General features: G+C 57.8%; 16 protein-coding genes. 6 read left to right on the top strand and 10 right to left on the bottom strand.

Translation table 11 applies throughout. The annotated features are described in order from the left end of the window. Window positions 1-12 precede the first annotated feature (12 nt). Complete coding sequence (locus SPI05_RS05455; protein WP_321076847.1) at window positions 13-1,170, bottom strand: uroporphyrinogen decarboxylase family protein; 1,158 nt, start codon at window positions 1,168-1,170, stop codon at window positions 13-15. A 74-nt stretch (window positions 1,171-1,244) separates the two neighbouring features. Between SPI05_RS05455 and SPI05_RS05450 the strand changes: the two genes are divergently transcribed. From SPI05_RS05450 to SPI05_RS05440, 3 genes are all read left to right on the top strand, one after another. Next, the gene (locus SPI05_RS05450; protein ID WP_321076845.1) at window positions 1,245-2,531 is read left to right on the top strand and encodes a glutamyl-tRNA reductase; all 1,287 of its coding nucleotides are present in this window, start codon (window positions 1,245-1,247) and stop codon (window positions 2,529-2,531) included. A 5-nt stretch (window positions 2,532-2,536) separates the two neighbouring features. Further along, window positions 2,537-4,678 carry a hydrogen peroxide-dependent heme synthase gene (gene hemQ / locus SPI05_RS05445; RefSeq protein WP_321076843.1) on the top strand — a complete coding sequence of 714 codons (2,142 nt, stop codon included), beginning with the start codon at window positions 2,537-2,539 and terminating at the stop codon, window positions 4,676-4,678. 504 nt (window positions 4,679-5,182) lie between these two features. After that, on the top strand, window positions 5,183-9,826 hold the full coding sequence (locus SPI05_RS05440) for a lectin like domain-containing protein (protein WP_321076841.1): 4,644 nt from the start codon (window positions 5,183-5,185) through the stop codon (window positions 9,824-9,826). 164 nt (window positions 9,827-9,990) lie between these two features. Here SPI05_RS05440 and SPI05_RS05435 read toward each other — a convergent pair whose 3' ends face one another. The 8 genes from SPI05_RS05435 to SPI05_RS05400 form a co-directional block, all read right to left on the bottom strand. Next, entirely contained in the window at window positions 9,991-10,740 is a 750-nt protein-coding gene (locus SPI05_RS05435; RefSeq protein ID WP_321076840.1) for a SprT family zinc-dependent metalloprotease, read from the bottom strand. A gap of 236 nt (window positions 10,741-10,976) precedes the next feature. Further along, the gene (locus SPI05_RS05430) at window positions 10,977-12,614 is read right to left on the bottom strand and encodes a cell wall-binding repeat-containing protein (RefSeq protein WP_321076838.1); all 1,638 of its coding nucleotides are present in this window, start codon (window positions 12,612-12,614) and stop codon (window positions 10,977-10,979) included. A gap of 194 nt (window positions 12,615-12,808) precedes the next feature. Beyond that, the gene (locus SPI05_RS05425) at window positions 12,809-14,665 is read right to left on the bottom strand and encodes a hypothetical protein (RefSeq protein WP_321076836.1); all 1,857 of its coding nucleotides are present in this window, start codon (window positions 14,663-14,665) and stop codon (window positions 12,809-12,811) included. Further along, on the bottom strand, window positions 14,662-14,871 hold the full coding sequence (locus SPI05_RS05420) for a hypothetical protein (protein ID WP_321076834.1): 210 nt from the start codon (window positions 14,869-14,871) through the stop codon (window positions 14,662-14,664). The genes SPI05_RS05425 and SPI05_RS05420 overlap by 4 nt, the downstream gene beginning before the upstream one ends. Before the next feature lie 225 nt (window positions 14,872-15,096). Next, window positions 15,097-16,746: an NAD(P)-binding protein gene (locus SPI05_RS05415; RefSeq protein WP_321076832.1), complete on the bottom strand. Its 1,650-nt coding sequence runs from the start codon at window positions 16,744-16,746 to the stop codon at window positions 15,097-15,099. Between the two features lie 44 nt (window positions 16,747-16,790). Then, window positions 16,791-17,942 (bottom strand): thiamine pyrophosphate-dependent enzyme, encoded by a 1,152-nt coding sequence (locus tag SPI05_RS05410; RefSeq protein ID WP_321076831.1) that lies wholly within the window; start codon window positions 17,940-17,942, stop codon window positions 16,791-16,793. A gap of 20 nt (window positions 17,943-17,962) precedes the next feature. Then, window positions 17,963-19,321, bottom strand: a complete 1,359-nt coding sequence (locus SPI05_RS05405; protein ID WP_321076829.1) for a transketolase C-terminal domain-containing protein — start codon at window positions 19,319-19,321, stop codon at window positions 17,963-17,965. A gap of 66 nt (window positions 19,322-19,387) precedes the next feature. Next, complete coding sequence (locus tag SPI05_RS05400) at window positions 19,388-19,954, bottom strand: 2-oxoacid:acceptor oxidoreductase family protein (protein ID WP_295027302.1); 567 nt, start codon at window positions 19,952-19,954, stop codon at window positions 19,388-19,390. Between the two features lie 209 nt (window positions 19,955-20,163). Between SPI05_RS05400 and SPI05_RS05395 the strand changes: the two genes are divergently transcribed. Both SPI05_RS05395 and SPI05_RS05390 read left to right on the top strand, forming a co-directional pair. Continuing rightward, a complete protein-coding gene (locus tag SPI05_RS05395; RefSeq protein WP_321076826.1) occupies window positions 20,164-21,435 on the top strand; it encodes a Gfo/Idh/MocA family oxidoreductase in 1,272 nt (423 codons plus the stop codon). A 48-nt stretch (window positions 21,436-21,483) separates the two neighbouring features. Next, window positions 21,484-22,629 (top strand): DUF418 domain-containing protein, encoded by a 1,146-nt coding sequence (locus SPI05_RS05390; protein ID WP_321076825.1) that lies wholly within the window; start codon window positions 21,484-21,486, stop codon window positions 22,627-22,629. A gap of 54 nt (window positions 22,630-22,683) precedes the next feature. Here the strand turns inward: SPI05_RS05390 and SPI05_RS05385 are convergent, their stop codons facing one another. After that, on the bottom strand, window positions 22,684-24,387 hold the full coding sequence (locus SPI05_RS05385; RefSeq protein ID WP_321076823.1) for a DASS family sodium-coupled anion symporter: 1,704 nt from the start codon (window positions 24,385-24,387) through the stop codon (window positions 22,684-22,686). Between the two features lie 679 nt (window positions 24,388-25,066). Between SPI05_RS05385 and dnaB the strand changes: the two genes are divergently transcribed. Further along, complete coding sequence (gene dnaB, locus SPI05_RS05380; RefSeq protein WP_321076821.1) at window positions 25,067-26,443, top strand: replicative DNA helicase; 1,377 nt, start codon at window positions 25,067-25,069, stop codon at window positions 26,441-26,443. Window positions 26,444-26,446: the final 3 nt, after the last annotated feature.

The following is a 26,446-nucleotide window of genomic DNA, read 5'->3' as shown; positions in this document are numbered from 1 at the left end:
CCTTCAGAAGCGTTACTTGGTGGGTTTAGTGGGTTTTTGAGAGTTTTCGGTGGGGGACTTGGCCGGGACTCGCCAAGTGTGGATTCGAGCGGTCAGTTCGGTCAGCACCCCCGGATCGGTGTCGGGTCGCACCCCGTGTCCCAGGTTGAAAATGTGGGCGGGAGCGGCCAACCCAGCCTGCAGGACCTGTTCGGCTTCGCGCCAAATCTGCTCCATGTGGTCAGTTGGTTTCGCGTCGGTTGGGGTAGCGTCGGTTTGCGCCGGTTGCTCCGCAGGAACCAGCAGGTCCGGGTCGAGGTTGCCCTGCAGGACTTTCCCGGGCAGGCGCCGAGCGGCGGCGTCCAAGCCCAAGTCGGAACCGACGGAAACGACCTCCGCAATTTCACCCATCGCTTCGATGAGGTGAGCGGTGCCGACCCCGAAGTGAACGTGCGTGGCTCCCGGCGCGCCTTGAAAGGCGAGTGTCGAGTAGGGTAGGGCGAAGCGGCGGTATTCCTCGGCCGTCAGGGCTCCCGCCCAGGAATCGAACAGTTGCACCGCTTCGGCGCCGCCGTTAATTTGGGCTTTCATGAACTGACCGGACAGTTTCGCGCACCAGGTCGCCAATTTGGTCCAGGCGGCAGGTTCCGCCTCGATAAAAGCGCGGGTTTCCAAGCATTCGCGCCGCCGTGGCCCGCCGGCTTCCAACAGGTAGGAGGCTAGGGTAAAGGGTGCTCCGGCGAATCCCAGCAGGACTTTTTCGTAAGGCAGTTCGCGGCGGACATGGGCGGCGGCTTGCTCGATGACCGACCAGTCCGCAACTTCCAATTCGGTCAGTTTTTCTACCTCGGCGGCGCTGGTCAGAGGCTGTTTCAATACCGGTCCGCGGCCGGGCACGATATCTATGTTTGCGCCGGCTAGGTACAACGGCACCACAATATCGGAAAAGAACACGGCCGCGTCAACGTGGTGGCGGCGTACCGGCTGGAGGGTAATCTCGGCGGCGATCTCCGGGGTGGTGCAGGCGGCGAGCATGGATTTTCCCTCGCGCAGGGCACGGTATTCCGGCAGGGACCGCCCGGCTTGGCGCATGAACCACACGGGTGTGGTAGCCGGTCTGATTCCGTTCAGCGCGGCACGCATCCGAGAACCGGAGAATAGTGGGTCAAGACCCATTGAAACTGCAGCCAAAATACAATCCTAACTTAGGATACCCTTAGTAACTGTTTTGCGGGGGTAATTCTATTTAAGGTATAAAAAGGTTGATGCCTTTTCAACTCTACACCGTCAATCACCTGACCCACAGCTTGTCTGAAGTGGCTCAGGCGGCATCTCAAGCTGCGGAAAAGGAATCGGAATGGTTCGAGACCCCGGGAGTGCATTCCCTGGTGCTTGTTTCAACCTGTAACCGCGTGGAAATCTATGCTTCTGCCGATCCGAGAGTACGCCTGGTTCCCACCCAAGACCTGCCCTCCGAAACGCAACAGCTCGAGGCTCCCCACCCGCCTCATGCCTCGGACGGCTCGCTGGCGTGGAATTTTATTGAGGGTCGTGCGGTCGCCGAGCACCTGTATCGGGTTGCCGCGGGATTGGATTCCATGGTGGTGGGTGAGGCCGAGGTCGCGGGTCAGGTACGCCGTTCCTTTACGCGAGCCCAAGACTTGGGCGAAGTTCACGGGTTGATGGTGCGCATGTTTGAAGGAGCGCTATCCACCACCCGGAAAGTTGCCAGCAAGACTGAACTAACCGGACTAGGGCGTTCCGTGGTTTCCGTGGCGCTGGACGTGGCGGAAGAAAGCGGTCGTTTACCCCAATGGCAACAGGCTCAAGTTCTCCTGGTTGGCACCGGTGCTTATGCCGGAAGTACGGTCGCCCAGCTACGCGCCCGCGGGGTGCGCGATATCGCCAATATTTCGACTTCGGACCGGGTCACTGCCTTTGCCAAGAATCACGGAACCCGTGTCATTCCCGCCGCTGATTTAGTGCCGGCGCTACAACAGGCTGATTTGGTCGTCACCGCGCGGGGAATCGGCGCCCCGGTGCTGCGCCGCGAACAGGTGCGCGACAGCTTGTCAGGTCCGGAGAGTTCTTTGACCATTTTGGATTTGGCGCTACATCGTGACGTGGAGAAAAGCGTGCGAGACCTACCGGGGGTCGCTCTGTGGGATTTGGAGGATATCCGTCACCGGGTTCCGGCTTTGGCGGTATCCCAAGTGCGTCGGGCGCATGAAATAATTGAAGACGGTTTGAGCGAGTACGATGCGGCAGTGGCGGCACGCCACATGGATCCGGCTATCGTGCAGTTGCGCGCCATTTTCCAGCAGGCGGCCGCGGCCGAGATTGACCGACTTCCCGCTGGTGACATGATTTCTCGCGAGGCCGCGGAGGCCGCGATTCATCACGTCATTGCCAAGCTGGCGCATACTCCCACTGTTTCCGCCCACATGGCGGCCGAGGCGGGTTTGAGTACCGAGTGGGTTGATGCCCTAGCAACTGTATGGGGACTAACTCCCGATGTTCTCGAAGCCGCTCTGAACGCTGAAGTCAGGTAAATCACATGCACAGTTTGTCTCCCTACGATGCGTTACTGCTGGTCAGCTATGGCGGTCCGAACGGCCCGGAGGACGTGTTGCCGTTTTTGCGCAATGCTACCGGCGGGGCAGGGATTCCAGATTCTCGCCTGGAACAAGTCGGCGGACACTACCGCCTGTTTGGCGGTGTTTCCCCGATTAATGCCCGCAATGACGAGCTTTTGGCCGGCCTGCACCAACGCCTCGGCGACGACCTCATCTATACGGTAGGCAACCGCAACTGGCACCCGTACTTCAGCGAAAGTCTGATTGACTTGGTTGACCGGGGGGCGCGCCGGATTTTGACGCTGTTCACTACCGCCTACACGTGTTATTCGGGATGCCGGCAATACCGGGAAAACCTGGCCCAGGCGCTCGCTGACCTGCGCGCCGCCCGCCCCGAGGTGGCCGGTGAAGTCACGCTGGACCGAGTGCGCCCTTTTGCAAACACCCCCGGATTTGTCAGCGCAAACGCTCGCGCTATCGCGGCGGCTGCCCGGGACCTAAACGTGACCCCCGCTTCTGACCAATCCTCCGTGGCGTCACCCTCACCGGTTCACCTGGTTTACGTAACGCATTCGATTCCCCTGGAGATGGCGCGACATTCCGGGTCTTGCCGCCGTGCTCACAGCGCGACCGAGGCTTGCCCGACAGTGCGGAAACCGGCGCTGTTTGACGACCGTTTTGATACTCCCGTCAGCCGGCCCAGCGTCGCCTTACGCAAGCGGTTGACTGACTTCTCCCCTGAAGCCCTCAATGCTTTGCCGACGGTGACCCGTGAGCAAGACGCTCTGGGGCAGGGGTGGACCTACCTGGCCCAGCACCTCGCGATTGCACAAGCCATCAACCGCAGACTTGCTGCACAAGGGCTGGAAATGCCGTGGTCGCTGGCGTTTTGTTCCCGTTCTGGTTCCCCGCATCAGGCGTGGTTGGAACCTGACATTAATGACCATTTGCGCGATTTGGCGGACGCCGGGGTGCGCCGGGTCATCGTGGCTCCCTTCGGTTTTATTTCGGACCATATGGAAGTCGTCTATGACCTCGACACCGAGGCTGCCGCTACCGCCCAGGATCTTGGCCTAGATTACCGGCGGGCTGCCACCGCGGAATCTGACCCTGAGTTCCTGGATGAACTGGCTGGCCTGGTTTACGAACGGGCCGCCTTCGCGCGCGGAGAACACCCCCAGCAGTCCGTGGAGCCCGACACCTACCCGCCCTTGGCGGAAACCTGTGGACCGAACTGCTGCCAGTATCCGCGCCCTATCCACTCTCGTCCTCATCACACTGTTACCCCAACCCCAATCAAAGGAGAAACCATGGGACATCCCGAATCCGTTCAAACAGCTCCGGAAATCACCGGCGACCCGCGCGATTACGCGGTCGATTATCACGAAGTCAACGCCAGAGAGAATTACTCCCTGCACATGGTGTTCCGCCGGACCCGGCCCCTACCCACCGACCCGCAGCGTCTGGAACGCATTATCCACCGTTTGGAAGAAGCGGTGAACGGCGTAGTGGTGCGCGGCTGGTATGACGTGTCGGGATTCCGCCCCGATGCTGACCTGATGATTTGGGCGCTGGCCGATAACACCGAGGCTCTACAAGAGGCGTATCGCAAGGTGGGAGCCATCGGGACGTGCCACGGACGGACCGCTCTGTTCGAGCCGGTATGGTCAGCGATGAGCCGCCATCTGCCCGCTGAGTTCAACGAATCGCACCTGCCCGCCTGCTGGGGCGGTTTCGCCCCGCGCAAATACGCCGCAGTTTATCCTTTCGTGCGCTCTTGGGACTGGTACTACCTGCCCAAGGCGCGGCGCAACGCTATCCTCAAGGAACACGGTATGAACGGCCACGATTTCAATGACGTGGCAGTTTCAACCCTGGCAGCGTTTGCTCTGGGAGATTGGGAATGGACCATCACCCTGGAGGCTGACCGCCTGGATCGGGTCATGGGAGTGCTGCGCAAGCAGCGCGAGGTTGAGGCCCGCCTATTCGTGCGCGTTGACACCCCGTTCTTTACCGGGGTGCGCGTGGAGCCTCGTGAATGGGTGGATTTGCAGCCCAAACGCGATGATGCGAGCTGCCAGTGCGGCCAGTCTGAGGAACCGTCCTGCGGTTGTGGACAATAGTCCTCACTTGATTTAAGCATCCTTAGATACGACCCCTGCGGTACTGTTTGGCACAGTCCGCAGGGGTTTTTCTGTTGTATACCAACGTCCCCGAGCCGTCTCGGTGTGCAAATGAACACACAAATTCGCAGTAGTCGACAGGAATCATACGTTACCAATCTGTTCAATCAGCGAAATATGCATCTGCGCAGGGACGCTGTGCACAGCACCCAAATTTACGTTCATATTCTGTATGTTGAATAATTAAATTCTTGGTTTGTATTCATAGAGTGGCTGTATTGAATACAAAAATAGTGCCTTTTTAGGCTTTTTTACGGGTCTGTAAATAAAACTCTCTGAACTGCGGCTTTATCTCCATTTTTGAATAGAAAAAAACGTGCTTGAACGTTTTTTTGTTTTTTAAAGTTTTTCTCCCTAAATTACCAGTAACGGTTTTTGTTTCTGATAGAAACCGGGAGTCATGCAAACGGCCTTGATTCCAAGAACCTATTGTTTAGGAAAATCATGAAGAAACTATCTCAGATCAAAGTGGGGTTCGTTTCCCTACTCACCATCGCGGGATTATCTTTCAGTGCCTCAGTGCCCACCCTGGCAGCAGCTGATCCGAACACTGAACCAAATCCCAGTCTCAACGCGGACTTGACTGTTAGTGACGCTCCGCTGAACCCAAGTTTTACCCACGACCGCAGCCGCACCCGCAGCACTGACAGATCCTTCAGAGCTCCCAGCAGTCGTGAAAATGGTCAGCGCCAAGACCCGGTAAAAATCAACACCAACTACAACTTGCTAGGCAGTGCGCGCACTCCGCTGCGTTCCAGCGGCCCCGCCGAGCTGCCGGCTCGTTTTGATCTGCGCGAACTGAACCGCTCTACCCCGGTGCGCGACCAGGGACCCAACGGATCGTGCTGGTCCTTCGCGGCGAATTCCTCCGAAGAATCGATTGCACTATCCAAAGGGCTCGACTCAAACCCGGACTATTCGGAAGCTAATATGCGCAACACCCACGGCTTTGACTGGGGTCCCAATGATGGCGGTACCGAACAAGTCGCGGCGGCTTACCTGGCGCGCTGGAGCGGTCCGGTTGCCGAGCAGGACGACCCCTACAACCCTTACAACTTCCGTTCCCCGTCTAATCTGAGCCGGCAATTCGACATTGACGAGGTCTTTTACCTGCCGACAATGCGATCGGGAGCAGACACGGAAACTTTGAAGCGTGCGGTGATGGAATACGGAGCGCTGTATACCACGGTCTATGGCGGCACGAACTACCTGAACTTCCGCACCATGGGTCATTATGACCGCGGCTACGGTACACCCAACCATGCGGTGAGCATCCTGGGCTGGGACGACAACTACTCCGCCTCGAACTTCTATTACCGTCCACCGGGCAACGGGGCCTGGATTGTTAAGAACTCCTGGGGACAAAACTGGGGCAACGACAACGGTTACTTCTATGTTTCCTACTATGACGGGATCATGGGCAAAACCAATAACGCTGCTTTCGTCCTGAAACCCAAGACCGACAACGGCACCATCTGGTACTACGATCCGCTGGGCATGACCGGCACCATCGGGCAAGGCCCGACCGGCTGGTTTGCCAATGTATTTGGTCCTACCAAGGAAAACGTGGATGTCAAGGAAGCCGGTTTCTTCGTGCCTTCTAACGGCGCCAGTTACGAAGTCTACGTAGACCCGAACTTTACCCCCGCGAAAGGTTTTGACACCTCTCACCAGGTAGCTTCGGGCCGATTAACCTTTGCGGGCTACCACACGGTAGACCTCGACCCGCAAACCGTCGCAAAAGGACGCAGCTTCGCCATTATGGTGAAGCTGACTACTCCGGGATACAACTACCCCATCCCGATTGAGCAGCCGCAGTGGGGCTATTCCTCGCGTGCCACGGCCCGCGCCGGTCAGTCCTACATTTCCTACGACGGTAGCTCTTGGGGAGATTTGACCCGGTTCCGCGCCAATTCAAACGTGAGCTTGAAAGCCATCACAGTTCCGGCCGGTAGCACGCCGAAGCCGGGCGATGAGACGCGTGTCGACGGTATCCTGCTCAGCCCCTCCCAGCTGTCGCTGCAGGTCGGTTCCAGTGATACGGTACAAGCCACCATCACCCCTGAAAACGCCACCAACAAGGTGTTGAAGTGGACCTCTAGTGATAGTGCGGTTGCTACGGTTGACGATTCCGGTAAGGTTAGCGCCGTAGCTGCGGGCAATGCCACCATTACCGCGCAGGCGACTGACGGTTCCGGAATTAGCGCCTCAGTACAGGTCACCGTCACGCAACCGGCCCCGGTACAGCGCACCTTGAAACTGATTGCCACTTTGAGCGCCACCCAGGTGGCCCAGAACAACGGCTTGAACGTGAACCTGGCGGTTAAGGACCAAGCGAACATCCCGGTGGAAAACACCAACGTGAACGCCACAGTCATCAACCCGAAGGGCGTTTCTCGCGGCTTGAGCGGAATAACCGACCGCAATGGGAAGGCCACCCTCAAGGTGCCCGCCTCTCTCAACACGGTAGCCGGAAAATACACCCTCACCGTGGCGGTCGCGAAGGACAGCTACGAGTCGGCTCGCCAGTCGTTCACCTACACGGTTTACGACAACAAGCCGAAACCTGACGATGGTGAGGTTGATCCCACCGCTCCCAGCTTAAAGGCGAAAGTTTCCACAGACCGTTCTGTGGTAGCTCGGGGACGGACCATCAACTTCTATGTCAGTACCTGGCAACCGCAACGTTACGCCGCGGGAGCACAGGTAAAGGTGGACATCGTTGACCCCTCTGGTCAGGTCATTCACTCGAATCAGGGTCAGGCGAACTACCAAGGAGCGACGACCTACAGCTACACCACGGCTCGCAACGCCGTTCCGGGTACCTACCTGGCACGTTTCACCACCACCCAGCCTGGTTTCAACCGGGGCGTGGCGACGATGTCTTTCGATGTCGTCAACCAAATCAACCCCTACACCCCGATGGTGTACTTCCAGTCGGCTTCGACCCAATATGACTTTGGTCAACGGGCTCAGATTTCGATCACGACCCGTAACGCCTACGGCTACGCCCTGCCCTACGCCACGGCCTACATCAATGTGACCGGTCCTAATGGTTTTGAGGCTAACCTGGTGAAAGGCACGAACTATTACGGTCAGACTGGCGTTTCTATCCAGCCGAATTCGGATATGAGTGAAGGACGCTACAACGTCGAAGTCACCATCGCCGCGAATGGATACTACCGGGGCGTGGGGCACTATTCGGTAGTCTTTGGTTCCGAATATCCCCAGCCGGATCCGGTTGACCCCAACGATGGAAAACAAAAGATCTACAAGATGATTGAAACTGATGAAGCCGCGACTTTGCTCGGGGAGCGCCTGGGCAAGGATGACTTCGTGCTGTTGGATATGCGTACCAAGGCGGAATACCTCGAATCGCACATCGATGGGGCGGTGAACCGCGACTACTATGCCGATGGCCTGTCCGAGTGGTTGGATACCCTCGATAAGGACAAGACCTACCTGTTGCTGTGCCGGACTCAGGTCCGCAGCGGCGCCACCGCCAAGCTCATGCAGGAAAAAGGCTTCAAGTACATTTACTGGATGAACGGCGGTATGACCAAGTGGCTCAACGAGGGCCGCGATGCCGTGTTCCCCGAATATGTGAAGGCTCTTGATATCGTGGCCTCCACCGATGCTCCGGCTTACCGGGCGGGGGACACCGCCAAGATCAATGTGCTGGTCAATGACTTGGACGGCAACTACATCCGCAAGGCTAATGCCAAAGTCATCGTCACGAATGCTGCGGGTCAGGCTATTGCCTCCCAGGATTTGACGATGAGTAACCGCGGTGACGCTACCATGGACGTGAAGCTGCCGGCTAACACCCCCAACGGGGTGTACCGCATAGCGATAACGGCCACGAAAGCCAACTTTGTTGACGGCAACGGTCTGGCCCTGTTCCGGGTCACCTCAGACGGCAAGGTTCAGCCCAATTCCGGGTTGTCTTGGTTGACCTTTGACCAACGTGAAAAACGCGGAGATTTCAAGGGCTTGCATCACACCGACGTGGCTTACGAATCCTTGACCCACCACTATGGCAAGAACTTCTTGCAATACCGGGTGAAAGACGCCTCCGGCCAGGTGAAGTCGCTAGAGTCACTGGTGGACCCGAACAAGACCACCGTGCTGATGTTCGGCTACCCGGGCTGCGGCGCTTGTGTGAACACCTGGAAGGAAATGGTGAAACTCGACCATACCCAGTACAACTTCATCGAAGTTGTGACTTCCGTGGCGGATAACATGCAAGAAACCGTGAACATGGTTGACAAGGTCATCACCGAAAACGGCCTGGAAGCCATGCGTCCCCATATCTACTATGACGCGGTGGACACCATTTGGGCCGCCCGGGCAGACTTCCTGACCACGCCGAACACACTGCTGTTGGACGCCAACGGCCGCCTGGTCAACATTGGCGGGGCCCAAACCGCGGAGACGCTTCCGGCCTTCGTGGAGCGTACGTTTAGCGATAAGGCCGACCCGATTGACCCGGATGACAACAAGCCGACTCCGGATCCGACCGTGGATCCTGATGATCCCGGCGATGACCCGGTCGACCCCGGCGATAACGGTGAACTCACCACGCTCAGCTATGCGCAGAGGGCCGCCAACGGTGAGTTTGCACACCTGTCGGGCAGCGACTTAGCTTCCAAGATTCGCCCCGCCTACGGCAAGAATCTGAGCGGTTACGCGCTCCAGTCTCTGGACGGCAAATCGCTCAAAGTGGGCGACTTGTTGGACGGGAAGCGTCCGACCGTGGTGGCTTTAGGACGTCCGGATTGCTCGGCCTGCCAGGCCAGTTGGCGCCAGCTGCACGACATCAACAAGTCAGGGTTCAACTTTGCCGAAGTTATGTTGTCCGGGAATTCTTCCACCGTGCGCTACACGTTGAGCCGTTTGGGCCTGTCCGACATGGAAAGCGATTTCCACCTCAACGGCTACCCGCTGTTCAACGTAGTGGGACCCAACTACGTGCCGGTGTTGTTCTTCCTTGACAAGGACGGCAACCTGTCTAACGTGGCCTACTTTGACTCCAACTCGCAGGTGTTAAAGATTGTCAAGAGTGTGAAGGGGACTTTGTCCAAGTAACCTCTGAGATTCTCAAATAGCGAAGCCCCCGGCGGTATTCCGTCGGGGGCTTCGCTTTCTCGGATATGGGTACGGTTATGGCTGCGGTGATGGGTTTTGGTGGCGGCTCGCTGTGGCCCTGTACGTGTCGCCGGGGATTTCGGTTCCGGGGTGTGGTTTGGGTTTCAAGTGGTGTTTCTGCGCCGGTTCAAAGCACGGTGCAGCTGGCGTTCCTGTGGCAGCTTGGCAGATAGCAAAGCATGAAATTCGGGACCGTGGTTGGGGTGAAAATAGTGCGTAAACTCGTGAGCCACCACGTAGTCGAGGTACTTCGGATCTTTTGCGCTCAGTTCCAGGTTGAACGTCAGCGCCCGCGTGCGCGGGTTGCATGATCCCCAACGTGACTTCATGCGTCGAATCCGCACCGGTCCGGGCTCGATCTCAAAAGCCGCCGCCCACTTGGCCAAGACCGGAGCCAACCGGATTTCCAGGGATGTTTTGCGCAATTTATTCAAAGCGCGTTGGCGTTTTTCCAGGGGGGCTCCCACCGGCAGGTGCAGTACAATCGCTCCGGCGCCCACTTCCGCAGTGGCACGCGCGCGAGGGTGGGGGTCCTCCACGACCTTCAGGGGGACGTCTTGACCCCACCACGCGACCGTTTCGCCATCCACCAGTCGGGGCTGCGCCGCTTGTCGCCGCGCGAAGCGCTCCTGCTGCCGGGAAATCCAGGCAGCCTGTTCATGCAGGAAGTCCCGAGCCATCGACATCGATGCTCGCCAGGGAATAGAGAGATGGAATTCGCCGCGTTCATTAATGCGTAGCCGCAGGTTGCGCACGTTTTTTCGCGTCAGGTACACCGGGGTGTCGTCCAACCAGTACACGCCCTCATCGCGTGTCCGGCGAGCTTTTTTGTTGCTTCCGGCCATAACAGACATCGCCCTATGCTACCCGACCTGTTTCAAATCTGCGATTAAATCGGCCTTCGTGGTCATATAGACCAGCAACCCCGATTTAATCGCAGATTTCATACACTACCCTCTGTGCCTGATGAGCTCGCGAGCCAGCCGGGCAGTTCCCAGCGTCCCACCAAGCTCTGGCGAAACAAGTTTCGGTGTCAAGCATGCTTGACACCGAAACTCAGGGAGATGAAAGGGAGGTTTCCCTAAAAGACTCAGTACTGTCCGAAGTTCTGGACCGTGTACACCCACTGACGGCCGGTAGCCGTACCAATACCAGTGCGGTTGAAACGCCGATCCATCAGGTTGCGGTAGTGACCGGGAGAGGCCACCCAAGCCTTCGTGGAACCCGCGGCGTAAGCAGCTGGGTCAACATTGTAGTAGCCCACCATGTTCTCGCCAGCGAACTTCCAGCCCGCCGGGAACAGGTCCGCGTACTTCAAAGCGCCGTTGGAGTGTACAAACACATCGGTGCGAGCGACTTGCTGCGCCCAAGCGCGGGCCGCGTCATCCATCACCGGGTCGCGCGTCAAGGACGGAACACCCGCACTGTTGCGTGTCGCGTTGATGGCGTTGAACACCGCTTCTTCACGGGCCTGGTCAGCCGGAGAGGGCTGCATCGAGTACTTGGTGTAGACCTGGGATACCCCAGCAACCGGAGCGGAAGAGGGAGCCTTAGCCTGAGTGGGCTGGGAGAAACCAGCGGCCACATTCAACACGCTGTCCGACACCACGCTGGCATCTCCGATAGCGGTCACCGTCGGGTTGCCGAAGGCCGTCACGAGGTTACGAGTGTTGCCCTGGGCATTAGCGGGAACCAACAGCACTGGGCCATCGCTCAGCGAGCCGGAAATCAGCGGGTAAACCAAGTCAGAGCCGGAAGCCAAGTAAACGTGGCTGGCGCTGGGGAACACCGTCTGGTTGATAGCCTGAGCGGTCAAGTAACGATCCGCTCCGGCAATGCGAGCAGTCGCTGCCCCGCCTGCCACCTGGCTGAGCCGGGAACTGGGAACCACGCCTTCGCCGCCTAAAGCCACGACCTGGGAGGCGCCCAGAGCTTTCACTGTGCTGGCAGCGGTGGCGATGTCGGCACCGTTACCGCTGACGGTGATAATCGGGCCGTCACGCAGCACGCCCGCGGCGGCCGCATCCGGGGAACCCAAACCGTTGGAACCAATCGCATCAGCGACGTAAACCTTGGCGTTGCCGTTGGGGTAGGCATACTTGGCGATAGCAGCCGCGGTAGCCACACGGTTCGATCCAGCCAGACGGGTCACATTGGCGACCCCGGTGTAGGTGCTGAGCTGGCCGGCCACATCGGCACTAATCGCGCCTTCGCCGCCAAGGACTACAACCTTGGAGGGGTGCAAACGCTTAATTTCATTAAAGACATCAGCCGGGACATTACCCGAGGACGGAACCAGCAAAATCGGGCCGTTCGGGAGCACCGAGGCCGCCAGCGCGTCAACCGGATTATCGTTGCGCGCCACATAAACTTCCGAGGCTCCACCGGGGAAAGCAGTCCGAGAAATAGCAATAGCGGTCGCAGTAGGGCCGCCGCCGCCGATACGATTCGGCTGCGCGGGAGCGGGGTCGCCAGGGGCCAAGGGCTCGGCAACTGAGGAATCATCTGCACTGGCGTTTGTGGTCTGTTGGGGTTGGCCCAAGACGGGAGAACGGCTCAAATCCGGACTGCCGGCCAGCATGGCCACAGCCACCATAGCCACCAGCGCGGTGCCGCCAACCAGGAAGCGCCCAAAACGAACGCGCCCGTGTACCATCGGTCGCATCGCCGTGCCGATTTGCGAACCTTCGTTCGTCTTTACATCCATGTTCGGGGTCTTCGGTTTCATAATCCTTATTCACCTGTCCCTGTTTGTTTTCAGCATCTCCATGACGCCATTTCTTCTCTATAATAGTAACGTTTTAACCCCCTCAAACGGAAGGGTGTTTCCCCTGATTATTCATGGAAAATGCCTGAAAAACCGCAATTTGTTTCCTGTAGAATTTCCTTTCTCAACGAGTTAACCTGCACTTCTTCTATGAATTATTTACGGGTAATTTCAAACCTCTGAGAATCGGCAAACACGATTTTTTCATTAAGATTCATGTAATTGTTACGACATTTCAGGAAATAATCACCTTGCGAATAGTGTGCATTCAGGAAATCGTCTGCCATTTGGGCATAAACCGAGTCCCGATTGTGCGCCTCAGAAATATTAAACAGACTGCCTCGGTTGCCCCACACCGTGACGTGGTTCGCTGAGCCCGGGTTCATCCCCGCCTCCAACTTGGGCACCAGGTCGTTGCTGTTCTCAAACGAAATCATGTGGATGTTTTCGGGTACCCGGCCCATCGCTCTCGCCACCGGCGAACCGGCCGTAATCACCGAACGCACGTTATAGCGGCTGGTGAAGGACGGATCCGCCGCCAGGTTCGCCGCCACAATCCCGGCTTGGGAGTGTCCCACCAGTTCCACCGGTGTGGCGCTGTCCACATTCATGTGTTCCAGCGCCGCCTCGACCGCCCGCGCCGGACCCGTTTTCATTCCCGCTACCGCTTCCGTGTTCGTCAACATATCCTGAGGCATCCCCGAACCGGCATCCCAGCTCTCGGTGCCGCGCAGGATGACCCGCACTCCCTTCTGACCCGCAGCATTGCGCCAGCGTTGAATCTCAAACGCCCCATTGTCCCCGTATGGGTCAATCGTGTTGGAGTAACGGAACACGTCACCAGGGTTTTTCGGCAAAGTTCGGGTGGCTCCGGCCTGACTGCCCTCCATCGTCCGCCCCCGGCCCGCGCCCCCGCCCTGTTTACGAGGGTCGTAGTCCTGGGTAGCCAATACTTTGTGTTCCAAGCGTTGCGCCCGGTTTACCCCGATGAGCTCGCCGGTAGGAGTTTTGGAAAAGTTCGCCCGGCGGGTATCACGAGTCTCCTGCTGGCTGGCAGCAAACTTGGCATATAGGGTCTGGTCGTAGGTTCGCAGCCACAGTGCGGACAGCTGTTTGCCGAAAGGAACGGTTTTCCGCGGGACGGCACCGGTTTTTTCCAATAGGCCCCGGTAGGTAAAAAACTGTATCGGTCCAAAGAGCAATACCCCGGCCACGACGAGGGGGTCGTCCCACTCGTAGGCATGAATCAACTCTTGCGGAGTGACTTTGTCAAACCAGCCGTCAAAAGCGGCGTTCAGTTCCGGGGAATCTTCGAAGCCGGGGGTGTGCAGGATGGCGTTCCAACCGTTGCCGCTGACCTGCAGCGAGTTCGAGGCCCCGTAGTACTGGGCTCCGAGCTTTGCCTGCATCCACGATAGGAACACTGCGGCCAGCTCCGTATCGCTCATCTGTTTCGTGTGATACACCCGGCCCTCAACGGTGAAACTGGCGGGGAAGTATTGTCGTAAAGCCAGATGTTGAGCCACTAGGTGCATCATAATAGTTTCGAAATCAAAGGCTGCGAATAGGTTCCTGAGGTCGTCCTCGGTCAGTTTATACAGACCCGTGGCCCGTTCGAGCTGCTGGGATAACGCCCCGATTATCTGGCTCAGTGCCACGGTACCGCAGCTGCCGTGGCATGCCGCCGCCGCGGCATCCTCGAACCGGACCCAGGCCGACTCCAGGGCCGCCAGCTGTGGACCGTATTCGGCGGCGCCTTCCGGGGTTTCACACAAACTCACCAGGCGAGCGTGAACCACATAGTATCGGTGCGCCAGGCGGGACTGCTCAGCCGGTATCCAGTGACTCAACACGTCCAGGGCTTGTGCGCTGTGCTGCAGGCTCGCCCCCATCCGCTCCATTTCTTCGGTGTCCACGCACAAGCCGGGTCCCCCGCCCACCAAAAAATCTTGGGGGTGTCCCACCACCGGGCTGCGGTCGTCCCCGAGAGACACATCATCGAGCCAGCTCACAGCAGTGCCTCCAAGCTGGCTTTCGCGTCCTCCAACTCGTTTATATAGTCGCCCAAAATTTCTAAGTCCCGTAGCCGGTCTCGCCACTGATCGTTATAGGCTTGTGCCGCCAGTCCCAGCCACGTCCGGTTTTCAGCCTTGCAAAAATACGCTAACGCCTGGGCGTGCTGTTGGCTGAACAGTCCCCAGTAACACATCTGCACCATAATGTTTCCCCTTTTCCCCGTCACCCGTGAGGCTCCGTCACACCCAACGTAACCGGAGAAGTTGCCCCACCGTACTTGTGACCGTTTTAAAAGTGGATAACCCGGCCTGGCCAAGCTTGTGGAAAACCCACAACACCCGGACTTTTGCGCGAAAAACCGCCTAAAAACCCACCGGCTCGGCCAAGTTTTTACAAAACCTTGACCGAGCCGGCACCCTAACCGGGTCTAAATATTTTCGGGAACCATCGAAATCGCCCCGCACGGGCATTCTTCGGCGCAGATGCCGCAGCCCTTGCAGTAGTCGTATTTGAACACGTACTCGGTGGGTCGAATCTTGGTGATGGCGTTGTCCGGGCAGACCCCGAAGCAGTTGTCGCATCCGAAACAGTTACCGCAGCTCATGCAGCGTCGAGCCTCGAAAACGGCCGATTCTTCGTCCAGGCCCTGCACGACTTCGTCAAAGGTCGAGGCGCGGCGCGGCCCCTCAATCTTGTCGCGAATCCGGCGGGGAGCGTCCGCGTAGTACCAGGTGTTCATGCGTTTGATGGAAGCGTCGGGGGCTTTGTCCCCCGCCCGGTATTCCTCGCCATGAAGGTAGGCATCGATGCAGCGGGCGGCCTTCTTGCCGTGGCCAATCGCGATGGTGACAGTACGCTCGGAGGGCACCATGTCGCCCCCGGCGAACACGCCTTTCATCCCGGTCATCATTCGGGAATCGACCTTGACCACGCCTTTTTCAATCTCGATACCGGGGGCGTTCTCGACGATACCCAAATCGGTTTCCTGGCCCAGTGCCATAATGACGGAATCGGCACCCAACTCCTCATATTCGCCGGTGCCGACCGGGAAGCCGTCCTCGTTCAACACCATTTTCTCAATCCTGATGGCCCCACCGTCCACGTGCTTAATGGTGGACAGCCACTTCATCATGACGCCTTCTTCCTCGGCCTCCATGATTTCCGAATCGTGGGCGGGGGCGCGGTCGCGAGTCCGGCGATACACGATGATGGCTTCCTCGGCACCCAGGCGTTTCGCGGTACGAGCCGCGTCCACGGCCGTGTTCCCGCCGCCGTAAATGACGACGCGGCGTCCCAGCATCGGTTTCTCGTCGCTTTCCATGTCGGCCAACATATCCACCGCGTCCATGACTTTCGCGGAATCCCCGGCGGGAATATCGGCGTGACGTCCCATCTGGGCGCCGATAGCCAGGAACACGGCGTCAAAATCGCCAGCGACTTCGGCCACGTTCTCTACCTTCGAGTTGAACTCAAAAGTGACCCCCATATCGGCGATACGTTTCACTTCCTGATCCAGGATGCCGCGCGGCAGCCGGTAGGAGGGAATCCCGAACCGCATCATGCCTCCCGCCATCGGACCGGCGTCGCGTACCGTGACGGTGTGACCCATCCGACGCAGATGGTAGGCGGCGGACAGCCCGGAGGGTCCCGCCCCCACGACCAGCACTTTCTTGCCGCTTTCCGGGGCGAGCAGACCGACCGTCCACCCCTCCAGCAGGGCTTTGTCCCCCACGAAACGTTCAATCGCGTTGATACCCACCGCTTCGTCCACCATGCCGCGGTTACAGGCGGTCTGACAAGGGTGGTAGCACACGCGTCCCATCACCGCCGGCAGCGGGTTGTCGGACATCATCTGTTCCCAGGCCTGGCGATACCTGCCTTCTTCGGCGTAAAACAGCCACCGTTGGCAGTTCTCCCCGGCCGGGCAGGCCTTGTTACACGGCGGCAGGTTGCTCACGTAGACGGGCCGTTCGGTGCGCCACGAGCCGGTTTCGTTCTCTAGGGAAGAACCGACTTCGAGGGTGATCGCAAAAGGAATGGTCTCCTCTTTCTTCAGTTCAGCTTTGGCTTGTGTCATTTTCGTTTTCCTCTAACTTCTTCAATAGCTCGCCCAAGCGCCGGTTAGTCCGCCTCGGGTTCGCTGCTCACGTCCATTACCTGCCGGCCGGGCAGTGCCGCGGCAAAACGGCCAGCCGGATCGTCGGGGGCGCTCAAGATACGTTCCCGCACGTCCTCGTCCAGTGAATCCATCTCAATCAAGCCGTAACGTTTAATATTGCGGTCCGCAATGGCTTGAATCCGCGCCAACACTTCGCTCGAATCCGGCCCTTTGAACACGTGAGCGAAACGACGCTGCGGCTTCAGGTAAGCCTCGACCGGGGCGGGACGGCGAATCTTGGTGACGGACGTAATCTCCCCGTTCTCCGCTTCATACACCGGGAACAGCCCGGTCTGAATCGCCAAGCGAGCCAAGGTGACCGTCAGGTTCGAGTTCGAGCCCCATCCCAACGGGCAGGGCACCAAAACGTGCAGGTAGCGCGCCCCGCGGTAGGTCATGGCCTTTTGCACCTTGTACTCCAGGTCACGCAAATCCGCTACGGTCGCGGTGGCGACGTAAGGAATCTCGTGAGCCATCGCAATCCGCGGCATGTCTTTACCCTGGGTGAACACGTTGCCGGGATGTTCGCCGACCGGCTGGGTCGTCGCAGTACGCGCCGCCGCCGGAGTCGCACCAGAACGCTGCACCCCGGTGTTCATATAGGCTTCGTTGTCGTAACAGACAAACAGGACATCATCATTGCGCTCAAACATCCCGGACAGGCAGGCCATACCAATATCAACAGTACCGCCATCCCCGCCTTGGGCGACGACGCGAATATCGTCCTTGCCCATAGCTTTCAAACCCGCGGCCGCTCCGGCCGCCACGGCGGCAGCGTTACCGAACAGGGAGTGCATCCAGGGAATCGTCCACGCCGTTTCCGGGTACGGGGTGGAAAACACCTCCAAGCACCCGGTCGCGTTGATAGCCACCATTTTGCCTTTGGCCGCGGCCGTAGCGGTATCGATAGCGTAACGGGCTCCCAGCGCTTCGCCGCAGCCCTGGCAGGCGCGGTGTCCCGAGGTCAGGGAGTTTTTCCGGTTCGGGTCGGATTGCAGGGAGCGCCACTGCAGGTCCGCCAAACGGTTGCCCACCGCGAACGAGCCGACTTGATAGAACTTGACCTGTTCGCGGGCCGGAATTTCGGTCTGTGCAGATTGAGTGATTTCAGTCATTTTTTCTCCTCTGTTCCGGCTTATTCAGCCTGGTCGGAATCTACCGACACGGCATCTTGCTTGATGGACGGGGAAGCCACGCGCGGGTTGCCGACCTTGTCCGCCTTGGGTTTCGGCCCGGATTCGGCAATCTTTGCGTTGGTGCGCAGCACTCGTTCGCGTTGCACGTTGGTGGCAAAAGCGCCGGAGCGCCGGGTCGCGGCCTCCCGCTTCAGTTCCCCTCGCACCAGTTCCATATCCAGGTCCATGAAGGTCAGGGGCTCGAGAGTGTCCGCTACGGCCTGATCCAGCATGGCGTGCAGTGAATTCTTGGTGATGTTGCGTCCACCCAGTCCGGCGATGACTTCGTAACAGGTAAACGGCAGTCCGCGCATGGCCGCGCGCAGCTCGGAGGAAACAATCCCGCCAATTCCCAGCTGGAAGGCTTTTTCGAGGCAGACGACGCGCTTTGCGCCCTGCAGGACCTCGCGGATAGCGGCGAAGGGGAAGGGCCGGAAGGACACGAGGGACATGATGCCGAGTTTTTCGCCGTTCTCGCGGCGTTGATCCACCACGTCTTTTAGCGTGCCGACCACGGAGCCCAGCGCCACGATGATGGTTTCGGCGTCCTCGCAACGGTACGTGTGCAGCAGGCCGCCGGAATCTCGCCCGAAAATACTCTTAAACTCGGACTGGACCTGAGGGATGAGGTCGAGAGCTTGGAGCATCTTGTGGTGGGCGATATAGCGCACCTCGGTGAAGGCTTCGGGGCCGACCATCGCGCCGATAGACAGCGGGTCGTCGGGGTCCAGTACCTGGCGTGGTTCGTAGGGCGGCAGGAACTGTTTGACCTGCTCCGGTTCTGGCAGGTCGACCTGTTCGACCGCGTGGGTGAGGATAAAGCCGTCCATGCACACCATCACCGGTACGCTGAGTTCCTCAGCGATGCGGAACGCTTGCACGTGCAGGTCTGCGGCCTCTTGGTTATTTTCGGCGAACAGTTGTAGCCACCCGGAGTCGCGCTGACTCATCGAGTCGCTGTGGTCGTTCCAAATGTTGATGGGCGCGCCGATGGCCCGGTTCGCCACGGTCATCACGATGGGAAAGCCCAGGCCGGCAGCGTTGTACACGGCCTCTACCATATAGAGCAAACCTTGCGAAGCGGTGGCGGTGTAGGAACGCGCCCCCACTGCCGAGGAGCCGATACAGGCACTCATGGCCGCAAATTCGCTCTCGACGTTGACGTATTCGCAATGTTCCAGCTGCCCGGATTTGACCAGGGCGGACAGGGCCTCGACGATGTGAGTTTGGGGACTGATGGGGTAGGCGGCGACCACGTTGGGCTGGCAAGCCGCGACAGCCCGGGCAATCGCCTGGGAGCCTTCGATTTGTTTAAGCATTGTTTCTTCTTCCTTTTAGTGTGAAGTCCGGGGCGCACCACACCGTCCCGGTACCGTTGGCGTCTCTCAGGCCATATTGTTTTTCACGTATTCGTAGGCCGCGGCGGCGGCCTCCACGTTGGAGTCGCCGACTTTGCCTTTGAACTTGCCGCGGATGGCGTCCTCCACCGATTCCAGTTTGATAATCCCGGTCAGAGCCGCCAACCCGCCCAGCAAAACTGCGTTCGGCAGGGGACGTCCCAGCTTTTCCAGGGCGATTTCGGAGGCGGGCATCGCCATAAAGTGACCCCGCGGCAGCCTCGCCTCCAACTCGGATACGCCCAGTTCAGCGGCAGTCTTTTGGGAGTTAACCAGCGCATACCCGTTGTCTTTCAGCCCCGAAAACGGATCCATAATGGCCAACAAGGTCGGGTCTTGGACGATGACAATATCGGGATCCAAGATGGGTTCCCGGGAACGAATTTCTTTATCTTCAATCCGGCAGTAGCTCACGACGGGAGCGCCGGTCCGTTCCGACCCGAAAGACGGGAAGGCTTGGGCGTGGTGGCCGTCAGCAAAAGCCGCGTAAGCCATTAAATCGGAAGCGGTGACCACACCCTGACCACCGCGCCCATGTACTCGAATTTCAACCATGTTTCGACCCTATGTTGTTCACCAGGTTTTGTCCTACAAACTGGTGAATTCCAAGAATTCTCAATAAACATTTTTTGGCAACTATTGAACTGTGTTTGAATTTAAAGACAGTCCTGGCTTTCTTAAAACTTGAAGCACCCCCGATTCTCCCTAATTTCACACCAATTAACGCTAAGGTAATCAAAAGGACGAGCCAATGGGGGCAAGTAATGACACAGCAAGAAGACACTCGTATTCGCGTCGGTGTGGTCGGATTCGGCAACTACGGCAAGGCAGCTGCCAAAGCAGTCGGCAAGTGCCGCGACATGGAACTGGTGGCGATTTTTTCCAAGCGCGACCCGCAAAAACTCCAAAATTCCTATGCCAAGGTTTACCCCACTGACAAGGTGGCAGAGTTTGCCGACCGTATCGATGTCGTCATTATCTGTGACACCCTGGGGACGAAACTGCAGCAAGAAACCCCGCAACTGGCCCAATACTTCCACACGGTCGATTCCCACCCCTTGCGCGGCACACCGCCCACCGCCAAGGAAGTCGAAGCGAAACGCCAGCTCCGCCTGGAGGAACTGGAACGGATGGCGAAAGACATCGCCCAGCGCCAGGCGGCTCGTGACGCCGCGGCGGGCGTGGAGCAAACGGCTGATGCGTCTGCGGCGACGCCAGACACAAACGCGGCTCCCGGCACGTCAGAGGAGGAAAACCTCGATGAGGGCATTCATGAAGTCTCGGGCATGATGCTACCCGCGTTCATCAAAGAGCCCGTTTTTCAGCCCGTCTACCAGGCTTTCCCCGACTATTTCGCGGCGGTGGACCAGGTGGGGCAATCCACCAAACACGTGTCTTTGTGCGCGGTGGGGTGGGAACCCGGACTGATGTCAATGTTCCGGATTATCTCTGACTCCCTGTTCCCGAAAACGAAAACCTACACATTTTGGGGGCGCGGTATTTCTATGCAGTGGTCCAATGCAATCCGCACCTTCGAGGGTGTGTTGGACGCGGTGGCTTACCAGGTGCCCAAAGAGGAGCCCCTCACGGCAGTATTGAATGGAGAACCTATCTATGATGATTCCCGCAAAGCCCTGCACTATATGGAGTGCTACGTGGTGGCTGACCCGGCCTATGACAAGGAGCAACTGCGTGAGGAAATCATGGAAATGCCGGGCTGGTTCGCTGACTACGACACCCAGGTCACGTTCTTGAGCCCCGACGAAATGCGCGAGTTTCACTCGCGGCTGACCCACGCGGGGCTGGTTCTGTCGCGCGCCTCTACCTCCCAAGGCATCAACGAACAGATTAAGTTGGAAATCGACATGGACGACAACCTCGAGTTCACGGCCTACGTCATGGTGGCGGCGGCTCGGGCGGCTTACCGAGCCGGGCAAGCTGGCTGGTCAGGGGCACACACGATGATGGAAATTCCCCCCATCTGGATGCACCCCGACCCGCCAGAAAAGCTCCGTTTCCAGACATCCGGGTCATAGCCTAGTCTGGGGGCTTTTCTGAAGTCTCCGGTCAGATAGACTGCCTCTGTGACGGATTTTGCGCAGCGGTTGCTGGGTCGACCTGCCCTGACCGGTCGGGTCGTCGGCTTGGATATGGCTCGCGGCCTGGCCATTTTGGGGATGTTCACCGCACATATGTGGGTTTCGGTGCCAGGTCCCGTCTCCAGCGTGATGGCCTTGTCTCACGGACGTTCCGCTCCTCTGTTTGCGCTGCTCGCGGGGGTTTCACTGGGCATTATGCAAGACCGTCTGGCGCGGCGTTTTGCTGGCTCCCCCGCACTATCGCGTCGCTATTACAGTGAAAAGATTCTGGTGCGTGCCGCTGTCTTAATCCTCATCGCTGCCCTGCTCAGTCTCATCAACACCCGTATCCTGCTGATTCTCGATAACTACGGGGTGTGGATGGTTTGTGCGCTGGTTCTTTCGGGCCTGCCCGTTCCGGGCCTGCTGTGGGTCATCGGACTGTTGCTGGTGGTGGGTATTCCGCTGTGGCACTACCTCAATTTGCTGTTTTTACCGTCCGAAATCGGGGTCGTCCTGGGGCTCAATGACTATCAGATGCCCACGTTCCTCATCTATGTGCTCACCGGGCTGATTCTGTGGCGTTTGGGTTGGGCGGGGGTGACCCCGCAGTCGCGTCGACTGCAGAAGGTCGGGGCGGGCCTCGGGCTCGGTGTGGCTTTCGTGTTTTTCGGGGTCGGGACCGCCGTTGACTCCCTGCGTCTGGGACGGGTTTCCGGGGTCATTCTCAGTCAAGACACCCTGTCTATCGCCAACCCCACCCCGGCCCAGTTTTGGTATCAAACCCTGGTCTATATCGCTCCACATACGGATTCCGTAGCGGAGACGGTGGCAAACACGGCCTGGTGCGTGGGACTGACTTCCCTGACATTGCTGGCAGGACCGACTTTCAACCGGTTTTTGTCCCCGGTGGCGGCGTTGGGCTCGATGGCACTGACCACCTATACCCTCCACGTCATCTGGCACGCCATCACTTTCCGCTTGTTCGGGTATCCCGGACTCCTCCCCTCCCTCATCATTATGATTGCGGTTTTCCTACTGGCCGCGAGCCTGTGGCGGTTACGGTTCGGCAAGGGTCCGCTGGAGGCTTTCCTGGCGCGCCTCAGTGATCCTCCCCCACACCCCCGCACTGCACCGGGCTTGCACGATTAAAAACCTGTCGGCCGGCGAAACCCGCCGACCGACACGTTTGTAACTAGCCATCGTTTATGGCAAAGCCAAACCGAAGATGGGGATAGCCAGGGCAAATACGGTAATGGTAATCAGCACCAAGCCCACCAGGGCGATGATGAAACCGCCCTTGATCATGTCCGCAATCTTAATGTAACCAGAACCGTAAGCAATAGCGTTTGGCGGGGTCGCGACGGGCAGCATGAACGCACAGGTCGCAGCCAGAGCGGCCGGAATCGTCAGAATCATCACGTTCGGGCCTTGCAGGCCGATACCCATAGCCACACCGCCGATAATCGGCAGGAACGCGGCCGCGGTAGCGGTGTTGGACGTCAACTCGGTCAGAGCCAGTACCAGGGCTGCCACCGCCAGAACAATCAGGACGATAGGCGCTCCAGCCAGACCCTTAACCAGCTCACCAATGTAGTTGGACAAGCCGGTGTGCTCAAACTGCTTGGACAGCGACAAACCGCCACCGAACAGCAGCAGGATGTCCCACGGAATGGTCTTGGCTTCGTTCCAGGTCACCAGACGTTCCCCGTTCTTCTTGCCGGGGATGATAAACAGCAGCACCGCCACGCTCATCGCCACGATAGCGTCGAGCTTCTTTGGTCCTTCGATGCCGGTAGCTTTCAGGATGAGTGGCACGAAAATCCAGCAGAACACCGCCAGCAGGAACAGCAACATAACCAGGAGTTCTCCACCCTTGAGTTTGCCCAGCTTTTGGTATTCTTCGTTGATGAGTTCCTTGCCACCAGGAATTTCATCCATTTCCGGCTTGAACATGACGAAAGTCAAAATCCACCAGGCGAACAGCGTAAAGACAATCACCATCGGCAGACCCATCAGGAACCACTTGCCGAAGTTTATGTCATAGTTGAGCGAATCGCTCATGTAGGCTTTTAACAGGGTATTCGGCGGGGTACCGATGGGGGTTGCCAGCGAACCGATAGATGCCGAGTAGGCGATAGCCAACATCAAACCAACAGCAAAGTTGGACCGCTTGATGCCTTGCTTTTCAGCCGTGGTCGAAGCCACATCTTCGCCTTCATTTAACAGACCGGACATCACACCACCGTGAATAGCTCCGCCGTAAGCAGCTTCCACATCCAGCCCTTTGTCGGTAGAAGCGTTCTTGTCGCGGGCTGATTCAAACAGCTGTACCACGGACAAACCGATAGGCAACATCATCACAGCGGTTGCCGTGTTGGACACCCACATCGAGATGAACCCGGTAGCGATCATGAACCCCAGGACTAGTCGACGGGGTTTCACGCCGACGATCCTGACGATACCCAGGGCTACGCGGCGGTCAAAATGCCAGCGTTGCATGGCGATAGCCAGGATGAACCCGCCCATGAACAGGTAAATCGTGTCCGAAGCATAGGATCCAGCGGTGCCAGCATAATCATTGATTCCCAGCAATGGGAACAAGACCAGGGGAACCATTGCTGTGGCTGCCAGAGAGATAGCTTCAGTCATCCACCAGATAGCCATCATGACCGCGATACCGGCGACCAGGTACACGGCACCCACATTCATTTCTTTTTCTTCGATTACATCCGCGCCGACGGACTGGGTGATTACGTCCACCGCGTCACGGGGAATCAAAAAGTAAACGATGGCACCCAGGATGATGCCACCGAAAAGCCCAATTAGACGGACTTTTGAGATTTTCTTTTCGCCCTCAGATTGTTCCACGGCATGTTTGTCGACGGGAGGGACTTCCTTCACACTCATACTTTTGCGTGCCTTTCATGTTTAATCGGCTCAGCTTTGAGCTGACTTTACACATATTACATGAGAAATTAGGGAGCAAATACCAGGTGGAGGGCTTTTCTTGGGGTTTTCTTGGTAAACGTCCAGGTTATCCTCTAGTCAATCCGTGAGATTTTCTCTTTTCATTCCATAGTTGTTCACGAGTTCGTCCTCCCGGGTTTCCCGGTTTTTCCCTAGATTCTATGGGGTGTGGATAACCTGTGGATAAAATTGCGGCTGAGTGAGGCAATTGTTCCTATTGTTTACTTGCCAAAGCGATACTAAGTGTGCTAAGAGAAGCCATTAATGTGCTAAATACCCAGTTCATACCCTATTTGAATGATGTAACCTTATTTTTGTGGTGAAAGGTTTGGAAAATTCTCGACAGGGATTATTAATCCACAGCGACTGTGGATAAGCTGTGGGTTTCGAAACCGCAACATCACGCAAAACTGTGCTAGGCACGCTGAGGTAGTACAAAACTTAAAAAACCAATTCACCGCCTTACCCACCATCTATCCACAGGTTTGTGCCGAGTTATCCACCTATTTTCCACCAAAATGGTTTGCTAAGTTAGAGCCGAAAGCGTAGGTTTGAGCCCGGATGTTTATACTTTTCACCCCTGCTTCATGGGGGTGAAGTGTCAGCCAGAGGAGGCCGCATGGAAGAACCAGACAACTCTGCACTCGACCGGATTCCCCCTCACAACATTCTGGCTGAACAGTGTGTGCTCGGCGCCATGATTCTGTCCAAGAACGCCATCGCCGACACCTATAAGCTGCTGCTGCCCAGCGATTTCTATGACTCGCGTCACGAGATTATTTTTAACACTATCCTGGACCTCTACGCGGCGGGAGCGGCCTCCGATCCGGTGACGGTGCCGGCCGAACTAGAGAAACGGGGTCAACTCTCCCGTGTCGGCGGATTGGATTACATTCACACTGTAGTTCACTCGGTGCCCACCGCCGCTAACGCCGCCTACTATGCTCAAATTGTGCGCGACCAGGCGACTTTGCGCGGCCTGGTCGAAGCGGGCACCCGTATCACCCAACTTGGTTACGCCATCGACACCACGGACGCGGACGAACTTATTAATACCGCCCACGCCGAACTTGACCGAGTCAGCGAGAAACGTACTTCTGAGGACTATCGTTCACTATCCGAGCTGCTGACCCCGGTCTTGGACGAAATCCAACAGACTGACGACGACCCGCACACCGTACACACGGGCTTCCTCGATTTTGACCGGGTAACCAACGGCCTGCACGCCGGTCAGCTCATCATCGTCGCGGCTCGCCCCGCCATGGGTAAATCGACTTTTGCCCTGGATATATTGCGTCACGTAGCGTTAAAAGAAAAACGCACTACGGCGATTTTTTCTCTAGAGATGTCAGCCGCGGACATTATTAAGAGGATGCTGTCGGCAGAGGCCAGCGTACCGCTGTCTCTGCTGTTCGCGGGTATGCCCAACGATGGTCAGCAAAACCAAACCCACTGGGATAACCTCGCTTCAGCCTATAACCGCATGAAATCAGCGCCTTTCTTTATTGACGACTCCCCGAACCTGACCATGCCTGATATTCGTGCCAAATGTCGGCGCCTGAAGCATTCCCAGGATTTGTCCCTCATCGTTGTGGATTACATCCAGTTGATGAGTTCTCACAAACGCATCGAGTCACGTCAACAGGAAGTTTCCGAGATTTCGCGCTCATTAAAACTATTGGCAAAGGAATTGGAGGTGCCGGTGATTGGGGTCGCTCAGCTGAACCGTGGGCCGGAATCTCGTACCGATAAAAAGCCGATGATGAGCGACCTGCGGGAATCGGGTTCTTTGGAGCAAGACGCTGACCTGGTGTTGTTGTTGCACCGACCTGAGTATTACAACACGGACGACCGTCCCGGCGAAGCTGACCTCAATATCGCCAAGCATCGTAACGGACGCACCGAAATTATCAACCTGCAGTTCCAGGGCAAGTTTTCACGTTTTGTTTCGGGGATTCAGCGTAATCAAGAGGAACCTCCGCCTCCCGATTACTAAAAA

Origin of the sequence: Mobiluncus sp., from assembly GCF_034180645.1 — a bacterium.
Classification (GTDB): domain Bacteria; phylum Actinomycetota; class Actinomycetes; order Actinomycetales; family Actinomycetaceae; genus Mobiluncus.
Note: the sequence above shows the minus strand (reverse complement) of the source record. Positions and strands in the feature narration are given on the sequence as shown.